Raw genomic sequence first — 15020 nt, forward strand, 5'->3', positions numbered from 1 at the left:
CGTCGGCGGGGGCGTCCGCGACCGCTTCGAGGTGCCGCAGGCGCTCCAGTACCGCTTCCGCCGCCCCTCGGCGCCGGGTCATCGCCTCCGGGTCCAGCGGGAGCGGCCACTCCCCCGCGGCGTCGTCGGCCGCCGCCACGAGGGCCGGGTTCTCCGCGTCCTCCTCGGGGGGCTCGGCCCACTCCTCGATCTCGCCGTGGCCCGCCTCGCAGTGCGCGCGCAGCGCCTCCAGGAAGGCCGACGGGCCGCGCGGCTTCTTCTGGTCGGGGCCCCACCAGTGGCCGGAGCCGAGCAGCAGGGAGCGGGGGCGGGTGAACGTGACGTACCCGAGGCGCAGCTCCTCGGTGGACTGGTGGTCCTTCATCGCCTCCTTGAACGCCTTCATGCCGCGGCTGTCCCACTGCTGCACGTCGGGCAGGGTGTCGGCGTCGCCCCGCAGGCCGTGCGGCAGCACCTTGGCCTGACTGGTCCAGGACTCGCGGGCCCGGCTGCTGGGGAACTGCTTGTCGACCAGCCCGGGGACGGCGACCACGTCCCACTCCAGGCCCTTGGACTTGTGCGCGGTCAGGACCTTGACCGTGTTCTCGCCGCCCGGGAGCGAGCTGTCCAGGCCCTTTTCGTGCTGCACGGCCGTGCGGAGGAAGCCGAGGAAGGCGAGCAGCGTGGCCTCGCCGTCCAGGGCCGCGAAGCCGGCGGCGATGTCCAGGAAGGAGCCCAGGGTCTCCCGGCGGCGGGCGGCCAGGGCGCGCGGCGAGGCGGACAGCTCGACGTCGAGCCCCGTGGTGGCCAGGACGCGGTGCAGGACGTCCATCAGGGGATCGCCGAGAGAGCGGCGCAGGTCGCGCAGCTCGGCGGCGAGGTGGGCGAAGCGGACCCTGGCGTCGGCCGAGAATGGCAGCCCGGCTCCCGGCCCGTCGCCCTCGGGAGCGGCGCCGTCCGTCCCGAGGAACGTGTCCAGCGCGTCGGCGAGGGATATCACCTCGGCCGGGTCCGTGCCCTCGACGGCCTCGGCGAGGCGCCGCTCGGGGTCGTCGGAGGGGCCGTCGCGGTGCACGAGCGTACGGGCGAGACGGCCGAGCAGGGCGAGGTCCCGGGGGCCGATGCGCCAGCGCGGCCCGATCAGGAGGCGGACCAGGGCGGCGTTGGCGGTGGGGTCCTGCAGCACCTCGCAGACGGCGACCAGATCGGCGACCTCGGGGAGGTGCAGCAGCCCGGAGAGGCCGACGACCTCCACCGGGATGTCGCGGGCGACCAGCTCGCCCTGGATGCGGGCGAAATCGCCGGCCGTGCGGCACAGGACGGCGATCTCGCCGGGCGGTGTGCCCGTACGGACGAGGTGGGCGAGGGAGTCGGCGAGCCAGCGCATCTCGTCGGCGTGGGTGGGCAGCAGGGCGCAGCGCACGATGCCGTCGCGCTCCGCGCCGGGTGCCGGGCGCAGCGCCTCGACGCCTTCGTGGCGCTCGCGCAGCGGGGCCGCCAGACCGTTGGCGAGGTCCAGGAGGCGGCCGCCGCTGCGGCGGTTCTCGCTGAGCGCGAAGCGGCGGGCCGGGCTGCCGTCGGCGAACGGGAAGTGCCGGGGGAAGTCGTCGAGGTTGGCCACGGAGGCGCCGCGCCAGCCGTAAATGGCCTGGCAGGGGTCGCCGACAGCGGTGACGGCATGGCCGGTGCCCCCGCCGAAGAGCCCGGAGAGCAGCAGGCGCTGGGCGACCGAGGTGTCCTGGTACTCGTCCAGGAGGACGACGGCGAACTCCTCGCGCAGCAGGCGGCCCACTTCGGGGCGCGTGGTGGCCAGCGTGGCGGAGAGAGCGATCTGGTCGCCGAAGTCCAGGAGGTCGCGGCGGCGCTTCTCGCTGCGGTACGCGCCGACCAGTTCGAGCAGCTCCAGGCGGCCGCGCACCGCCTCGGGGACCTGGCGCAGCTCGGCGTTGCTGAGCTTGGCGGCGCCCAGCTCGGCGAGCAGCCGGGTGTCGTGCGCGCGCAGCTCCTCGGGCGTGACGAGGTGCTCGGCGAGCTCGCCGTCGAGGGCGAGGAGGTCCTCGACGAGGGTGGGCAGCGAGGTGGTGAGCGCGGGATACGGGCCCGGCGCCGCGCGCAGCACCCGTGCGGCGAGCTGGAAGCGCGTGGCGTCGGCGAGCAGCCGGGCGCTGGGCTCGACACCGATGCGCAGCCCGTGGTCCTTCAAGAGCTGGCCGGCGAAGGCGTGGTACGTGGAGATGCGCGGCTCTCCGGGGGCGTCGTCGGCGCCGCCCCGGCCGCCCGGCATCGGATCGGGGTCGGTCACGCCAGCCGCGAGCAGGGCCGTGCGGACGCGCTCGGCCAGCTCGCCCGCCGCCTTGTTCGTGAACGTCAGGCCGAGGACCTGCTCGGGGGCGACCTGCCCCGTGCCCACCAGCCACACCACCCGGGCGGCCATGACCGTCGTCTTGCCGGAGCCGGCGCCGGCCACGATGACCTGCGGGGCGGGCGGCGCCGTGATGCAGGCCGTCTGCTCCGGGGTGAACGGGATGCCCAGCAGCTCTTTGAGCTGCTCGGGGTCGGTGATGCGTGCGGACACGTCCGAGACGGTAACGGGCGGCACTGACAACGGAGCAAAAGAGCCGGTCAGTGAGGTGGACCGTCACTCGACGACGTGCTGTCCCTCGGGCCGGGCCGAGCAGGAGCTCTTGAACGCGCAGTGGGCGCAGTGCTTGCCGGTGGAGGGCACGAAGCGCTCCTCCAGGACCCGCCCGGCGGCGGTGGCCAGCAGGTCGCCCACCCAGTCGCCGTCCGGCGGCTGCTGGGCCTGCACCACGGGGAGTGCGTCGCCGCCGTCCTTCTTGGGCGCGCCCTGGCGCAGATGTACGAGCTCGGCGCCGCCTGCTTCCGGGGTGCGCCCCTCGAAGACCTCGTCGACCGCGCCCTCGCGCACCGCGAGCTGGTACACGGCGAGCTGCGGGTGCCGGGCCACCTCGGGTCCTGTCGGCTTGCTCTTGCCCGTCTTGAAGTCCACGACGTACGCGTGGCCGTCCGCGTCGGCCTCGACGCGGTCCATGCTGCCGCGGATGCGGACCGCGTACTCCCCCGCCTCCCCGGCCTTCAGCGTGACGTCGAAGCCGTGCTCGGTGGCGACCGTGGTGCGGCCGAGCGCCTCGCGCTCCATCACGTGCCAGCGCAGGAAGCGCTCCAGGGCGGCGCGCGCGCTGTCCTTCTCCTGGCGCGACTTCCACGGCGCATCGAAGGCGAGCGCGTCCCATACGGAGTCCAGCCGCTCCATCAGGACGGCGAGGTCGGCGGGCGTGCGCCCGGAGGCGACCTCGTCGGCCAGGACGTGGACCACGTTGCCGAAGCCCTGCGCGGCGGTCGCGGGCGCGTCCGCCCGGACCTCCCGGCCCAGGAACCACTGGAGCGCGCAGGCGTTCGCGAGCTGGTCGAGCGCGCTGCCCGAGAGCGCCACGGGGGTGTCGCGGTCCCGCAGCGGTACGGAGCTGTGCGTCGGCTCGTACAGGCCCCACCAGCGGTACGGGTGCGCGGCGGGCACCAGGGGGCGGCCCTCGTCGTCCCGGAGTGCGGCCAGCCTGGCGAGCCGCTCGGTGGCGGCGGTGCGCAGCGCTTCGGAGGCCGCGGGGTCGACGACGGTGGCGCGCAGCTCGGCGACGAGCGCGGCCACCGAGAGCGGGCGGCGCGGGCGCCCGGTGACGTCCACCGGGTCGACACCGAGCTCGCCGAGGAAGCGGGAGGGCTGGTCGCCGTCGTCGGCCGCGGCCTTCACGGCGGTGACGACAAGGCGCTCACGGGCGCGGGTCGCCGCCACGTAGAACAGCCGGCGTTCCTCGGCCAGCAGCGCGCCCGGAGTGAGCGGTTCGGCAAGGCCGTCCCGGCCGATCCGGTCGGCCTCCAGGAGCGAACCGCGGCGGCGCAGATCGGGCCAGAGCCCTTCCTGTACGCCGGCGATCACCACGAGGCGCCACTCCAGGCCCTTTGCGCGGTGTGCCGTCATCAGGCGGACCGCGTCGGGCCGTACCGTGCGGCGGGTCAGCGTGTCCGCGGCGATGTCCTGGTTGTCCAGCTCCTCCAGGAAGTTCAGGGCGCCGCGGCCGCCGGTGCGCTCCTCGGCGCGGGCCGCCGTCTCGAAGAGCGCGACGACGGCGTCCAGGTCGCGGTCGGCGTTGCGGCCCGCCGCGCCGCCGCGCCGGGCGGTCCGCTCCAGCCGCCCCGGCCACGGTGTCCCGTCCCACAGCTCCCACAGCGCCTGCTCGGCGGTGCCGCCGCCGGCGAGCAGCTCGCGCGCCTTGCGCAGCAGCAGGCCGAGCCGCTGGGCGCCTCGCGCGTACGCCGGGTCGTGCGCCACCAGGCGCTCCGGCTCGTCCAGCGCCTCGGCGATGAGCACGTCCGAGGGGCGCGGCACGGTCCGTCCGGCGGCCCGCTCCTCCTCCCGGAGCGCGCGCCCGAGCCGCCGCAGGTCGGCGGCGTCCATCCCGCCGAGCGGGGATGTCAGCAGCTCCATGGCCACCTCGGGCGCGATGCGCGTGGCCTCCGCGGGCGCCGCGGCGGCTCCGTCCGGCTCCCCCTCCAGCGCCTCCACGGCCCCGTCGAGCTCCCCGGCGGCCTCTTCACCGTCCGCCCGCTCCGCCGACGGCTCCTCGCCGCTCTCCGGCGCCTCCAGCGACTCCAGCGCCTCCTCAGACCCCTCCGGCCCGTCGGCCAGCTCCTGGTACGACTCCTCGTACGACTCCTCGCGCAGTTCCCCGTCCAGTACCTCGTCCCCGTCGGGTACCGCTTCTCCGTCCGGCCCCGGCGCGTCCGTCGCCGCCACCCGCAGGGCCAGCAGCAGCGGCGCGACCGCGGGCTCGTGGCGCAGCGGGAGGTCGTCGCCGTCGATGTCGAGGGGGACGCCGGCGGAGGTGAGCGCGCGGCGTATGGACGGGATCGAACGGCCGCCCGCGCGTACGAGAACGGCCATGTCCTGCCACGGGACGCCGTCCTCCAGGTGCGCCCGGCGCAGGATGTCGGCGATGTTGTCCAGCTCGGCGCCTGCCGTGGGGTACGTGTACGCCTCGATCCGCCCGCCGTCCCGTACGGGGGTCGGCTCGCGGTGCTCCCGGACCTGACGGGCGGGCAGCCGGTTGAGCGGCATCCGGCGGGTGAGCAGCCGGGTGGCCGCGACCAGCGCGGCCCCCGAGCGTCGGGCGGTGCGCAGCACCTGCACGGGCGCCGGGGCACCGTCCGCGCGCCGGAAGGTCTCCGGGAAATCGAGGATGCCGTTGACGTCGGCGCCACGGAAGGCGTAGATCGACTGGTCCGGGTCGCCGAAGGCGACCAGGGTGCGGCCGCCGCCCGCTCCGGTGACCGCGGGCCCGCGGTTCCCCGCCAGCGCGTGCAGCAGCCGGACCTGTGCGGCGTCGGTGTCCTGGTACTCGTCGACGAACACCGCGTCGTAGCGGCGCGCCAGCTCGGCCGCCACCTCGGGGCGCTCGGCGAGCAGCACCGCACGGTGCACCAGTTCGGCGTAGTCCAGCACCCCTTGGGCGTCCAGGACATCGAGGTACTCGGCAAGGAAGCCGGCGGCCGCGCCCCAGTCGGGCCGTCCCGTGCGGCGCGCGAAGTCGCCCAGCGCGTCCGGGCCGAGCCCCAGCTCCCGGCTGCGCGCGAGCACGGCCCGTACCTCGTCGGCGAAGCCGCGGGTGGTCAGGCACGCCCGCAGCTCGTCCGGCCAGCCGACCGGCGCGCGGTGCTCACGGGCCAGCTCGGCCTGGCCGGCCAGCAGCTCGCGGACCACGAGGTCCTGCTCGGGTCCGGACAACAGGCGCAGCGGGTCGGCGAAGAGGTCGGCGTCCTGGTGGGCACGGACGAGCGCGTAACAGAAGGAATGAAAGGTGGTGGCCTGCGGGCTGTCCGCCCGGCGCACGGGCTCGTGCACCGGCGCCCCGTCAGCATCACGCGCTCCCTCTCTCTCGCCGGGCACCTCGCCGCCTCCGGAGGCGGCGTCCCCGGCCCCCGTCTCGTGGCTCAGCCGTGCCGCCATCCGGTCGCGCAGCTCCACGGCGGCCTTGCGGCTGAAGGTGAGGACCAGGATCCGCTCGGGGTCGGTGCCCTGCCGCACCCGCCGGGTGACCGCCTCGACGAGCGTCGTGGTCTTGCCCGTACCGGGACCGGCGAGCACGAGCAGCGGGCCGTCCTCGTGCTCAACCACACCGCGCTGACGTGCGTCCATGGCAGGAAGGCGGATCGCGTCCGGCCGGGTGCGCACCAGTCGGTACGCGCCGGGGGCATCCCGCCGCGCCGGCTGCGGATGCGGCCGGGCCTGCGGAATCGCCGAGGGGGAGGAACTCACGTGGATCGCCTGTGCCGGGGTCTGAGGTGCGGTTGCGGTGGTACTGGGGGCCTGGTGTGCGGATGCGGTGGAGACGGGGAGCCGGTGGATGATGCCGGACGTTCCGTCTGCGGTGATGCTGGTGTGACGAGGTAAGGCTGTCGATGCGTGTGGTGTGGGAGTGCGGGATGGTTCGGGTGTTGATGTCCGCCGTGGGGGCTGCGCCCGACGCTACGCCAGGCGGCGCACGAGCCGCAGCGCGTCTCGGAACGGCGTACCGGAAGCCGAGTGTCCCCTCAGCCGTCCGTGGCCCCTTCCGGCCCCTCACGGCCGTCCCAGCGCGCTCGCCGCATGTCTATGCGCGGCATCGTCCGGTCCCCGCGGGCGCCCTCCGTACGCCGCGCCTCGCGCAGCGGCGTGCCCTCGGCGCGGTACTGCTGCAGCGCGTGCCGCTCCTTGCCGGGCAGGAACACGCCGTCCGCGCGCACCACGCGCCACCACGGCACGGCGCCGCCGTACAGCGACATCACCCGGCCCACCTGTCGCGGGCCGCCCTCGCCCAAGTACTCGGCGACGTCTCCGTACGTCATCACGCGGCCCGGCGGAATCCGCTCGGCCACCCCGAGCACGAGGTCCGCGTACTCCGGGAGCTCGCCGTCCGGGGCGTCACTCCCGCGCTCTTCGGTCCCACTCATTCGCCCCATCCTGCCGTATGCCACCGACAGCGCCCCGCGTTCCCCGCCACGGCGGTGGCGTCGCGTGCACGCGGGGCTGCCGCGGCGTACGCTGCGCATCCCGCGCCCCCGAAATGCACCCTGATGCCCCCCTCCGCACCGGGGCCGTGCCACCATCTTCCGGGCGGTGACTGGTGATACGAGATCAAGAAGAGAAGGCCGAGCAGGGTCAGAGCGCGGCGCCTCCGGAGGAGGCGGGCGCCACTGAGGCGTTGGCCGGATCCGACCGCACCACTGGCGACCACCGCACCACCGATGACCACCGCACCACCGACGACCACCACTCCACGGACGCCGACGGCACGACCACGAGGAAGCCGGAGCAGCCGGTCCAGCCGGAGAGAGAACCGGGACAGCCGCTACAACGGGGAAGGGCTTCCACCACCGACATGGCACGTACCACCGAACAGGCCGGGCGGACCGACGCGCCCGAAGGGGCGGGCGCAGCCGCCGGCCGCACCCCGAAGGACGAGCGTCCGCCACCGGGTGCGTCGCGCGACGACGCCCCGGGGCAGGACTCCGACAGACCCGGCGCCGACCGGCCGCGCCTCATTAAGGCGCCCCGTACGGACCGCGCCGACCGCCCCGCGGAGGGCGTCGGCAGCGAGTTCCACGTGGACCACGTCTCCGGCGACGAGCCGCTGCTGCCCGCACGCGTGCACCGCCCCTTCGACCTGATGCGTTTCCTGCTCGGCGTGGTGGGGATCGCGCTGGTCCTGGCGCTGGCGACGTTCGCGCACGGCACCACGCAGGGCCTGGAGAACGACATCGGCAAGGGCGCGGGACAGGCGCCCCAGCTGCTGATCACCTTCGCCGGGCTGACCGCGAGCATCGCCGTACTGATCGTTCCGGTCGCCTTCGCGATCGAACGGCTGATCAAGCGGGACGGGCTGCGGATCGCGGACGGCGTGCTCGCGGCCGTGCTCGCCCACGGGGTGTCGCTCGCGACGGACCTGTGGGTGGCCGAGGCCGCTCCGCAGTCGATCCGGGACGCGCTCACCCAGCCGCTCGCCAACGGGGCGATCACCGCCCCCGTGCACAGCTATCTGGCGCCGGTCATCGCCTACATGACGGCCGTCGGCATGTCCCGTAGGCCGCGCTGGCGCGTGGCCATGTGGTGCGTACTGCTCCTGGACGCCTTCGCGGTGCTGGTCGGCCGGTACACCACGCCGTTCGCCATCGTCACGACCGTGCTGATCGGGTACACGGTCGCCTTCGGCACCCTGTACGCGGTCGGCTCCCCGAACGTCCGGCCCACCGGCCAGAACCTCCTCGCGGGCCTGCGCCGGGTCGGCTTCCACCCGGTCAGCGCGCTGCGTGCGGAGGACACCGCGTACCCGGAGCACTCCGACCGGGGCCGCCGGTACATCGTCACCCTGGAGGACGGCCCGCCCATCGACGTCACCGTCGTGGACCGCGAGCAGCAGGCGCAGGGCTTCTTCTACCGCGTGTGGCGGCGGCTGTCGCTGCGCGGCATCAACCAGCGCCGCAGCCTGCAGTCGCTGCGCCAGGCGCTGGAACAGGAGGCGCTCCTGGCGTACGCGGCGATCGCCGCCGGCGCCAACGCGCCCAAGCTGATCGCCACCTCCGAGCTGGGCCCGGACGCCGTGATGCTCGTGTACGAGCACGTCGGGGGCCGCACCCTGGACGCGCTCGCGGACGACGAGATCACCGACGAGCTGATGCACAACGCCTGGCAGCAGGTCGACGCGCTGCAGTCGCGGCGCATCGCGCATCGGCGGCTGGTCGGTGACGCGCTCCTGGTGGATCGTTCCGGCACGGTCGTCCTCACGGATCTGCGCGGCGGTGAGATCGCCTCCGGGGACGTGGTGCTGCGGATGGACGTCGCCCAGCTGCTGACCACGCTCGGCCTGCGCGTCGGCGCCGAGCGCAGCGTGCAGGCGGCGGTGGAGGTGCTCGGCCCGGACGCGGTGGCGGACAGCCTGCCGCTGCTCCAGCCGATCGCGCTCAGCCGGACCACCAGGGCGACGCTGCGCCACCTGGCGAGGGAACGGGCCAAGCGGGAGCGCGAGGCCGTGCTGGCGGCCTCCAGGGCCGCCAAGACGGCCAAGGCGGCGGAGGGCCGCACCGACCGCAAGACACTGCGGGCCGAGAAGAACGCCGAGAAGCGGGCGCTGGAAGAGGCGATGGAGGAGGCCCGCGAGGATGACCTGCTCACCCAGATCCGCCGCCAGGTGCTGCTGATCCGCCCGACCGCGCCGGTCGAGCCGGCCAAGCTGGAGCGGATCAGCCCGCGCACGCTGGTCAGCTGGATCGCGGGCGCGTTCGCCGCGTACTTCCTGCTCTCGCAACTCACGCACGTGAAGTTCGACCAGGTCATCGGGGAGGCGAACTGGGGCTGGGTGGCGGCCGCGATGTTCTTCTCCGCGCTGACCTACATTGCGGCGGCGCTCAGCCTGCTCGGTTTCGTCCCCGAGAAGGTCGCCTTCGTACGGACGGTGATCGCGCAGATCGCGGGCAACTTCGTGAAGCTGGTCGCGCCGGCCGCGGTCGGCGGCGTGGCGCTCAACGCCCGCTTCCTGCAGCGGGCCGGCATCCGGCCCGGCCTGGCAGTGGCGAGCGTCGGCGCGTCCCAGCTGTTCGGCCTCGGCAGCCACATCCTGTTGCTGCTGACCTTCGGCTATCTGACCGGTACCGAGCGCACGCCCTCGCTCTCGCCGTCCCGTACGGTCATCGCGGGGCTGCTGACGGCGGCGGTGCTGGCCCTGGTGGTCACGGCGATCCCGGCGCTGCGCAAGTTCGTGGTGACGCGGGTGCGGTCGCTGTTCGCCGGCGTCGTGCCGCGCATGCTGGACGTGCTGCAGCGGCCGAAGAAGCTGCTCGCCGGCATCGGCGGGATGCTGCTGCTGACCGCGGCGAACGTGATGTGCCTCGACGCCTCGATCCGCGCCTTCGGGGGCGGCGACCAGATCTCGTACGCGAGCATCGCCGTCGTCTTCCTCGCGGGCAACGCGCTGGGCTCCGCGGCCCCCACGCCGGGCGGTGTCGGCGCCGTCGAGCTGGCCCTGACCGGTCTGCTGACCGCGGCGGGGCTGGGCAGTGACACGGCCCTGTCGGCGGTGCTGCTGTTCCGGCTGATGACGTTCTGGCTGCCGGTCCTGCCGGGCTGGCTGTCGTTCACGTACCTGACGCGCAAGGGGGCGCTGTGAGGCGCGGCGTCCGGAGGAGACGCGGGCCGCGTCTCCTCCGTACGCCGCGCGCCTCGTAGTACTCAGTCGTCCCAGAAGGGCCGCGCCCGGGCCGCCGCCGCCGCGATCTCCGCGCCGTCCAGCGGCGTGAACGTGAGTCCCACGTCCAGCAGCGGCCATTCCACCGCCAGTTCGAAGAGCTGCGGCGGGGGAAGCGGCCAGAGCCAGAGCGCGTACTCGCTGTCGATGTTCTCGCCGGAGCTGCCGCCGCCCTCCTCGTTCAGCGTCAGCACAGGCAGCTCCGGGGGCGGTCCGGGCCACTCGTCCCCGTCCTCGCGCTCGTCGACGGTGGTGACCACGCAGCCGTCCGCGAAGCGCACACCGAAGCGCAGCAGCCCGTCCGGATGCCGGCCCTCCGCGACCGCCGCCTCCGCCGCCGCCAGCTGCCACGGGTCGTCGTCGTAGCCCCACACGCCGCGGGAGACCCGCGCCCAGTCCTCACGGCTCATATCGGGACGGCGCCGGGCACGCATCCGCAGCCGGATCTCCACGCCGTCCTCGTAGGCCACGGCCTGGGTCGCGACGATCGCCAGGTGGTCATTGCGGGCCAGCACGCGCTCCAGGGGCACGACACCGCCGATGACGTCCTCGGGCGCGCTCTCCCAGGGCACCCGCGCGAACTCCGCTTCGTCACCGGACTCTTCGTCCCTCGGGCGGGGCGGCGGAAAGAAATCCATACGGCAACGGTACGGCGGTGCCGTCCGTCGGCGGTACCGGTTTTGCACCGGCCCCCGCACAGAAGGCGCCCGGCATGGCGTCCGACATGCGGAAGGCCCGTCCGCATCGCGGACGGGCCTTTCTGCAAGCGCTGTGCTCGGCGCGGACGGCCAGGAGGCCGTCAGTAGACCGGCTTCTCCGGCTCGATCTGGTTGACCCAGCCGATGACGCCGCCGCCGACGTGCACCGCGTCCGAGAAGCCCGCGGACTTCAGGACCGCGAGGACCTCGGCGGAGCGGACACCCGTCTTGCAGTGCAGGACGATCTTCTTGTCCTGCGGCAGGTCCTGGAGGGCGTTGCCCATCAGGAACTCGTTCTTCGGGATCAGCTTGGCGCCGGGGATCGAGACGATCTCGTACTCGTTCGGCTCGCGGACGTCGATGATCTCGATCTTCTCGTCGCCGTCGATCATCTCCTTGAGCTGCTTCGGAGTGATCGTCGAGCCGAGTGCCGCCTCCTGGGCCTCGTCCGACACGACGCCGCAGAAGGCTTCGTAGTCGATGAGCTCGGTGACGGTGGCGTTGGGGCCGCAGACCGCGCAGTTCGGGTCCTTGCGGACCTTGACCTGGCGGTACGTCATCTCCAGCGCGTCGTAGATCATCAGGCGGCCGACCAGCGGGTCACCGATGCCGGCGAGCAGCTTGATGGCCTCGTTGACCTGGATGGAACCGATCGAGGCGCACAGCACACCGAGGACGCCGCCCTCGGCGCAGGAGGGCACCATGCCGGGCGGCGGGGGCTCCGGGTACAGGCAGCGGTAGCAGGGGCCGTGCTCGGACCAGAACACCGACGCCTGGCCGTCGAAGCGGTAGATCGAACCCCAGACGTACGGCTTGTTCAGCAGCACGCAGGCGTCGTTGACCAGGTAACGGGTGGCGAAGTTGTCCGTACCGTCGACGATCAGGTCGTACTCGGCGAAGAGCTCCATGACGTTCGAGGAGTCGAGGCGCTCTTTGTGCAGGTTGACCGTGACGTACGGGTTGATGCCGAGGACGGTGTCCTTGGCGGACTCCGCCTTCGAACGGCCGATGTCCGCCTGGCTGTGGATGATCTGGCGCTGCAGGTTCGACTCGTCGACCTCGTCGAACTCCACGATGCCGAGCGTGCCCACGCCCGCCGCGGCCAGGTACATCAGCGCAGGCGAGCCCAGGCCACCGGCGCCGACACACAGCACCTTGGCGTTCTTCAGCCGCTTCTGCCCGTCCATCCCGACATCCGGGATGATCAGGTGGCGGGAGTACCTGCGGACCTCATCGACGGTGAGCTCCGAAGCGGGCTCGACCAGGGGTGGCAGCGACACGGGGACTCCGTTGGTCGGTAATTCATTACGTTGGTTCTCCCCGTAACACTGCCACGCCCTTCTTCATTCCGAGACACCAGGTCCGATGTGCGAGACGGATTCGTCCCAGTAACCGGGCAGGGGCCTGCCGGGCGTCCCCTGAGCCGCGGTCCCTGTGGTTCCCACAGGTCCCGGTGGATCTCAGCGGGGCTCGGCGGGTCTCGGCGAGGTGTGTGTCCGCTCTGTGGGACGGCGGTCCAGAACGAGGCCGTCGCCGCCCTACGGAGCGGTCAGATGCGACACGCGGCCTCCATCCAGATGTCCGCGAGCGACTCCTCCAGTCCGATGCGCGGACGCCAGCCGAGCCGGTCGCGGGCGGTACGGACGTCCGCCTGCTGCCAGCTGCCGCAGCCGTCCGGGTACGGGTACGCGGGCAGACCGCCGCCGGGGTGCTCGCCGGCCGGACCGGGGATCGCGACCCGGCCCGGCGCGTGGCCGCCCGGTGCGTACCCGGGCGGTGCGTCCAGCTCGTGCAGCGCGCCGCCGAACCCGGCGACTCTGGCGAGCACGGCGGCGGCCTCACGCAGTCGTACGGCTCTGCCGGTACCGATGTTCACCACCCCTTGGGCGGCGGACAGCGAGGCGGCGTGCACGGCGCGCGCCACGTCGCGTACGTCCACGAAGTCGCGCTGCACGCCGAGCCCGCCGAGCTTCAGCTCGCCCTCGCCGGACTGCAGGGCGCGGCGCATCGCCTCGGCGAGCCGGCCCAGCGGGGACCCGGCGGGCGTGCCCGGACCGACCGGCGAGAAGATCCGCAGGACCACCGCGTCCAGGCCGGAGCCCAGCACCAGCTCGGTCGCGGCGAGCTTGCTGACGCCGTACGGGCCTCCGGGGCGCGGCACGGCGTCCTCGGCGGTGGACGAGCCGGGCTGCGAGGGCCCGTACTCGGAGGCGCAGCCGAGGTGCACCAGGCGGGCGCCGCAGCCGCTGCGGCGCAGCGACTCGCAGATCGTGGCGACCGCGACGGTGTTGTGCCGGGTCAGGTCGCGGGCGCCGCCGCGGGTCGCACCCGCGCAGTTGATCACGACACCCGGGTGCACCGCGTCCAGGAACCGGGTCAGCGCGCCGGGGCTGCCCGAGGCCAGGTCGAAGCGGACATCGGCGTCGTCGCCGCGGCCGAGCGCGGTGAGCTGGACGGCGGGATCGGCGAGCAGCCGGTCGGCGACGTGCCGGCCGAGGTACCCGTTGGCACCGACGAGCAGAACCCTCATCGCGCGGCCCCCAGTTCTCGGACGGCCGGAACGACCGGCAGCACCGGCACGGCCGGAGCCGCGGTGACCTGCTCCCGTACGGCCGGTTCACGTACGAGCGGCTCTCGTACGAGCGGTTCTCGTACGGCGTGATGGACGGTCATGTGCGAGGGCTCCTCAGAGGGGTCGAAAAGGGTCGAAGGGGTACGAGGCGGGGGGTGACGGCTGTGGGGCCGCGCTGTTCCTTACGGAGCGGCGGCCGCCGGCGGACCGGGCGGCGGAGCGTCGGCAGCGCCGGGCCGGAGCGTGGTCGTACCGGACCGGAGCGTGGCGGTGCCGAGCGCCGTGGAGTGCGCCGCCGCGCCGGTCAACGCCCGCAGCCCGTACGCGAACAGGCCGAGCGCGGCGGCCGCGCAGGCGACGGCCGGCACGACGGCGGGGCCGAGCAGGCCGACCGCTGCCTCCACGGGACGGGCCACAGCAGCGGCGCCCGGCAGCCGCCCCACGGGCAGCGTGGCCAGGGCGACGGCCTCCAGCGCCACCGCTACGGCCAGGCCGCGGCCCGCCGCCACCGGGAAGCCGTGGACGGCCAGGAGACGGGCGAGGAAGAGCAGCACGGCGAGGGTCAGCGCGGCGGCGAACGGGGTCAGCGCGCGGAGCGGCGGGAGCGCCGCCGCCGTACTGCCCGTGCCGAACCGGCCCGCCAGGAGTCCCGCGACGGCCAGCAGTGCGACGGTCGCGGCCACGAAGAGCAGCGTCGCGCCCGTCAGAAGGGGCCGCATTCCGGCGGCGAACTCCCCGAGGCCGCGACTGGCCGCGAGCCGCCGCCGCCCCCGTACCGCGAACCACCGCGCACACCAGGCGGCGGGCGCGACCGCGCAGCACAGCGCGACGGTGATCGCCGCGGCGGCCGGCAGCGGGCCGGACGGGAAGGGCGCATGGGCGGCGGCGGACGCCGGCCCGGTGACCGGCGGGAAGACGCCGAACAGCGACGGGAGGGCGGCCGACAGGCGGGCGAGGGACACCTCGGGGCCGTCGGCCCGCAGCGCGCCGAGCAGCCGGTCGGCGAACAGGGCGTACCCGGCGAGCCAGCAGGTCCACAGGGTGGCCGCGCGGCCGACGCCGTGCCCGGTGCGCAGCGCCCCGCTCCGTAGGCACAGCCGCAGCGCCAGGAGTACGAACAGCGCGCCTACGACGGCGAGGGCCGGGCGGAGGACGGACGGTGCCGTGCCCTGGACCGCGGCGACGGCGGTGACGGTCGTGGCGGCCAGCGCGCCGGGCAGCATGTGCAGCGCCGCGCGGACCCGGCCGGACGGCAGCGGAGCCGGGTCGGCGGGGCGCGGCGCGGCCGCGGGCGCCTCGGCGCGCGGCACGCGGGCGTAGAGCTCCTCGGCGAGCGAGAAGACGTCACGGTGCCGGAAACGGGCGGCCGTACGGTCGGTCACGCCGTGCGCCTCCAGCCCCGCGGCGATCTCCAGCGGGTCGACGGCCCGTTCGCAGAGCTCACGGTGGCGGTGCATCAGCTCGCGCACGGGGTCGGCG

General features: G+C 74.2%; 9 protein-coding genes. 1 reads left to right on the plus strand and 8 read right to left on the minus strand.

The genetic code is table 11. The features are described from left to right. From CCS38_RS17180 to CCS38_RS17190, 3 genes are all read right to left on the minus strand, one after another. Positions 1-2554, minus strand: a 2554-nt coding sequence (locus CCS38_RS17180) for an ATP-dependent helicase (RefSeq protein WP_223734155.1), incomplete at its 3' end; no start/stop codon positions are given. A gap of 63 nt (positions 2555-2617) precedes the next feature. Continuing rightward, entirely contained in the window at positions 2618-6190 is a 3573-nt protein-coding gene (locus CCS38_RS17185) for an ATP-dependent helicase (RefSeq protein ID WP_263302192.1), read from the minus strand. Between the two features lie 395 nt (positions 6191-6585). Beyond that, positions 6586-6984, minus strand: a complete 399-nt coding sequence (locus tag CCS38_RS17190) for an MGMT family protein (RefSeq protein ID WP_308050817.1) — start codon at positions 6982-6984, stop codon at positions 6586-6588. A gap of 173 nt (positions 6985-7157) precedes the next feature. On the opposite strand from CCS38_RS17190, the gene CCS38_RS17195 reads away from it, so the two are divergent. Continuing rightward, positions 7158-10193, plus strand: coding sequence for a lysylphosphatidylglycerol synthase domain-containing protein (locus tag CCS38_RS17195; protein WP_372457100.1), 3036 nt, complete (start codon positions 7158-7160; stop codon positions 10191-10193). A 62-nt stretch (positions 10194-10255) separates the two neighbouring features. Here the strand turns inward: CCS38_RS17195 and CCS38_RS17200 are convergent, their stop codons facing one another. The 5 genes from CCS38_RS17200 to CCS38_RS17220 form a co-directional block, all read right to left on the minus strand. Then, positions 10256-10909 (minus strand): hypothetical protein, encoded by a 654-nt coding sequence (locus CCS38_RS17200; RefSeq protein WP_223734158.1) that lies wholly within the window; start codon positions 10907-10909, stop codon positions 10256-10258. A gap of 161 nt (positions 10910-11070) precedes the next feature. Then, positions 11071-12249: an adenylyltransferase/sulfurtransferase MoeZ gene (gene moeZ, locus CCS38_RS17205; protein ID WP_223734159.1), complete on the minus strand. Its 1179-nt coding sequence runs from the start codon at positions 12247-12249 to the stop codon at positions 11071-11073. A 269-nt stretch (positions 12250-12518) separates the two neighbouring features. Next, positions 12519-13499 carry an NAD-dependent epimerase/dehydratase family protein gene (locus CCS38_RS17210; RefSeq protein WP_223734160.1) on the minus strand — a complete coding sequence of 327 codons (981 nt, stop codon included), beginning with the start codon at positions 13497-13499 and terminating at the stop codon, positions 12519-12521. Then, positions 13496-13642, minus strand: a complete 147-nt coding sequence (locus CCS38_RS17215) for a hypothetical protein (protein ID WP_223734161.1) — start codon at positions 13640-13642, stop codon at positions 13496-13498. The genes CCS38_RS17210 and CCS38_RS17215 overlap by 4 nt, the downstream gene beginning before the upstream one ends. 81 nt (positions 13643-13723) lie before the next feature. After that, positions 13724-15020 (minus strand): hypothetical protein (locus tag CCS38_RS17220; protein ID WP_223734162.1); only part of this gene is annotated, 1297 nt, incomplete at its 5' end.

This window comes from Streptomyces purpurogeneiscleroticus (genome assembly GCF_020024005.1).
GTDB lineage: Bacteria > Actinomycetota > Actinomycetes > Streptomycetales > Streptomycetaceae > Streptomyces > Streptomyces purpurogeneiscleroticus.

What these genes read in the sequence shown, in the direction of transcription:
- CCS38_RS17185 (WP_263302192.1), bottom strand. Translation starts at nt 6,190, where the DNA reads ATGGACGCACGTCAGCGCGGTGTGGTTGAGCACGAGGACGGCCCGCTG.
- CCS38_RS17190 (WP_308050817.1), bottom strand. Translation starts at nt 6,984, where the DNA reads ATGAGTGGGACCGAAGAGCGCGGGAGTGACGCCCCGGACGGCGAGCTC.
- CCS38_RS17200 (WP_223734158.1), bottom strand. Translation starts at nt 10,909, where the DNA reads ATGGATTTCTTTCCGCCGCCCCGCCCGAGGGACGAAGAGTCCGGTGAC.
- CCS38_RS17210 (WP_223734160.1), bottom strand. Translation starts at nt 13,499, where the DNA reads ATGAGGGTTCTGCTCGTCGGTGCCAACGGGTACCTCGGCCGGCACGTC.
- CCS38_RS17215 (WP_223734161.1), bottom strand. Translation starts at nt 13,642, where the DNA reads ATGACCGTCCATCACGCCGTACGAGAACCGCTCGTACGAGAGCCGCTC.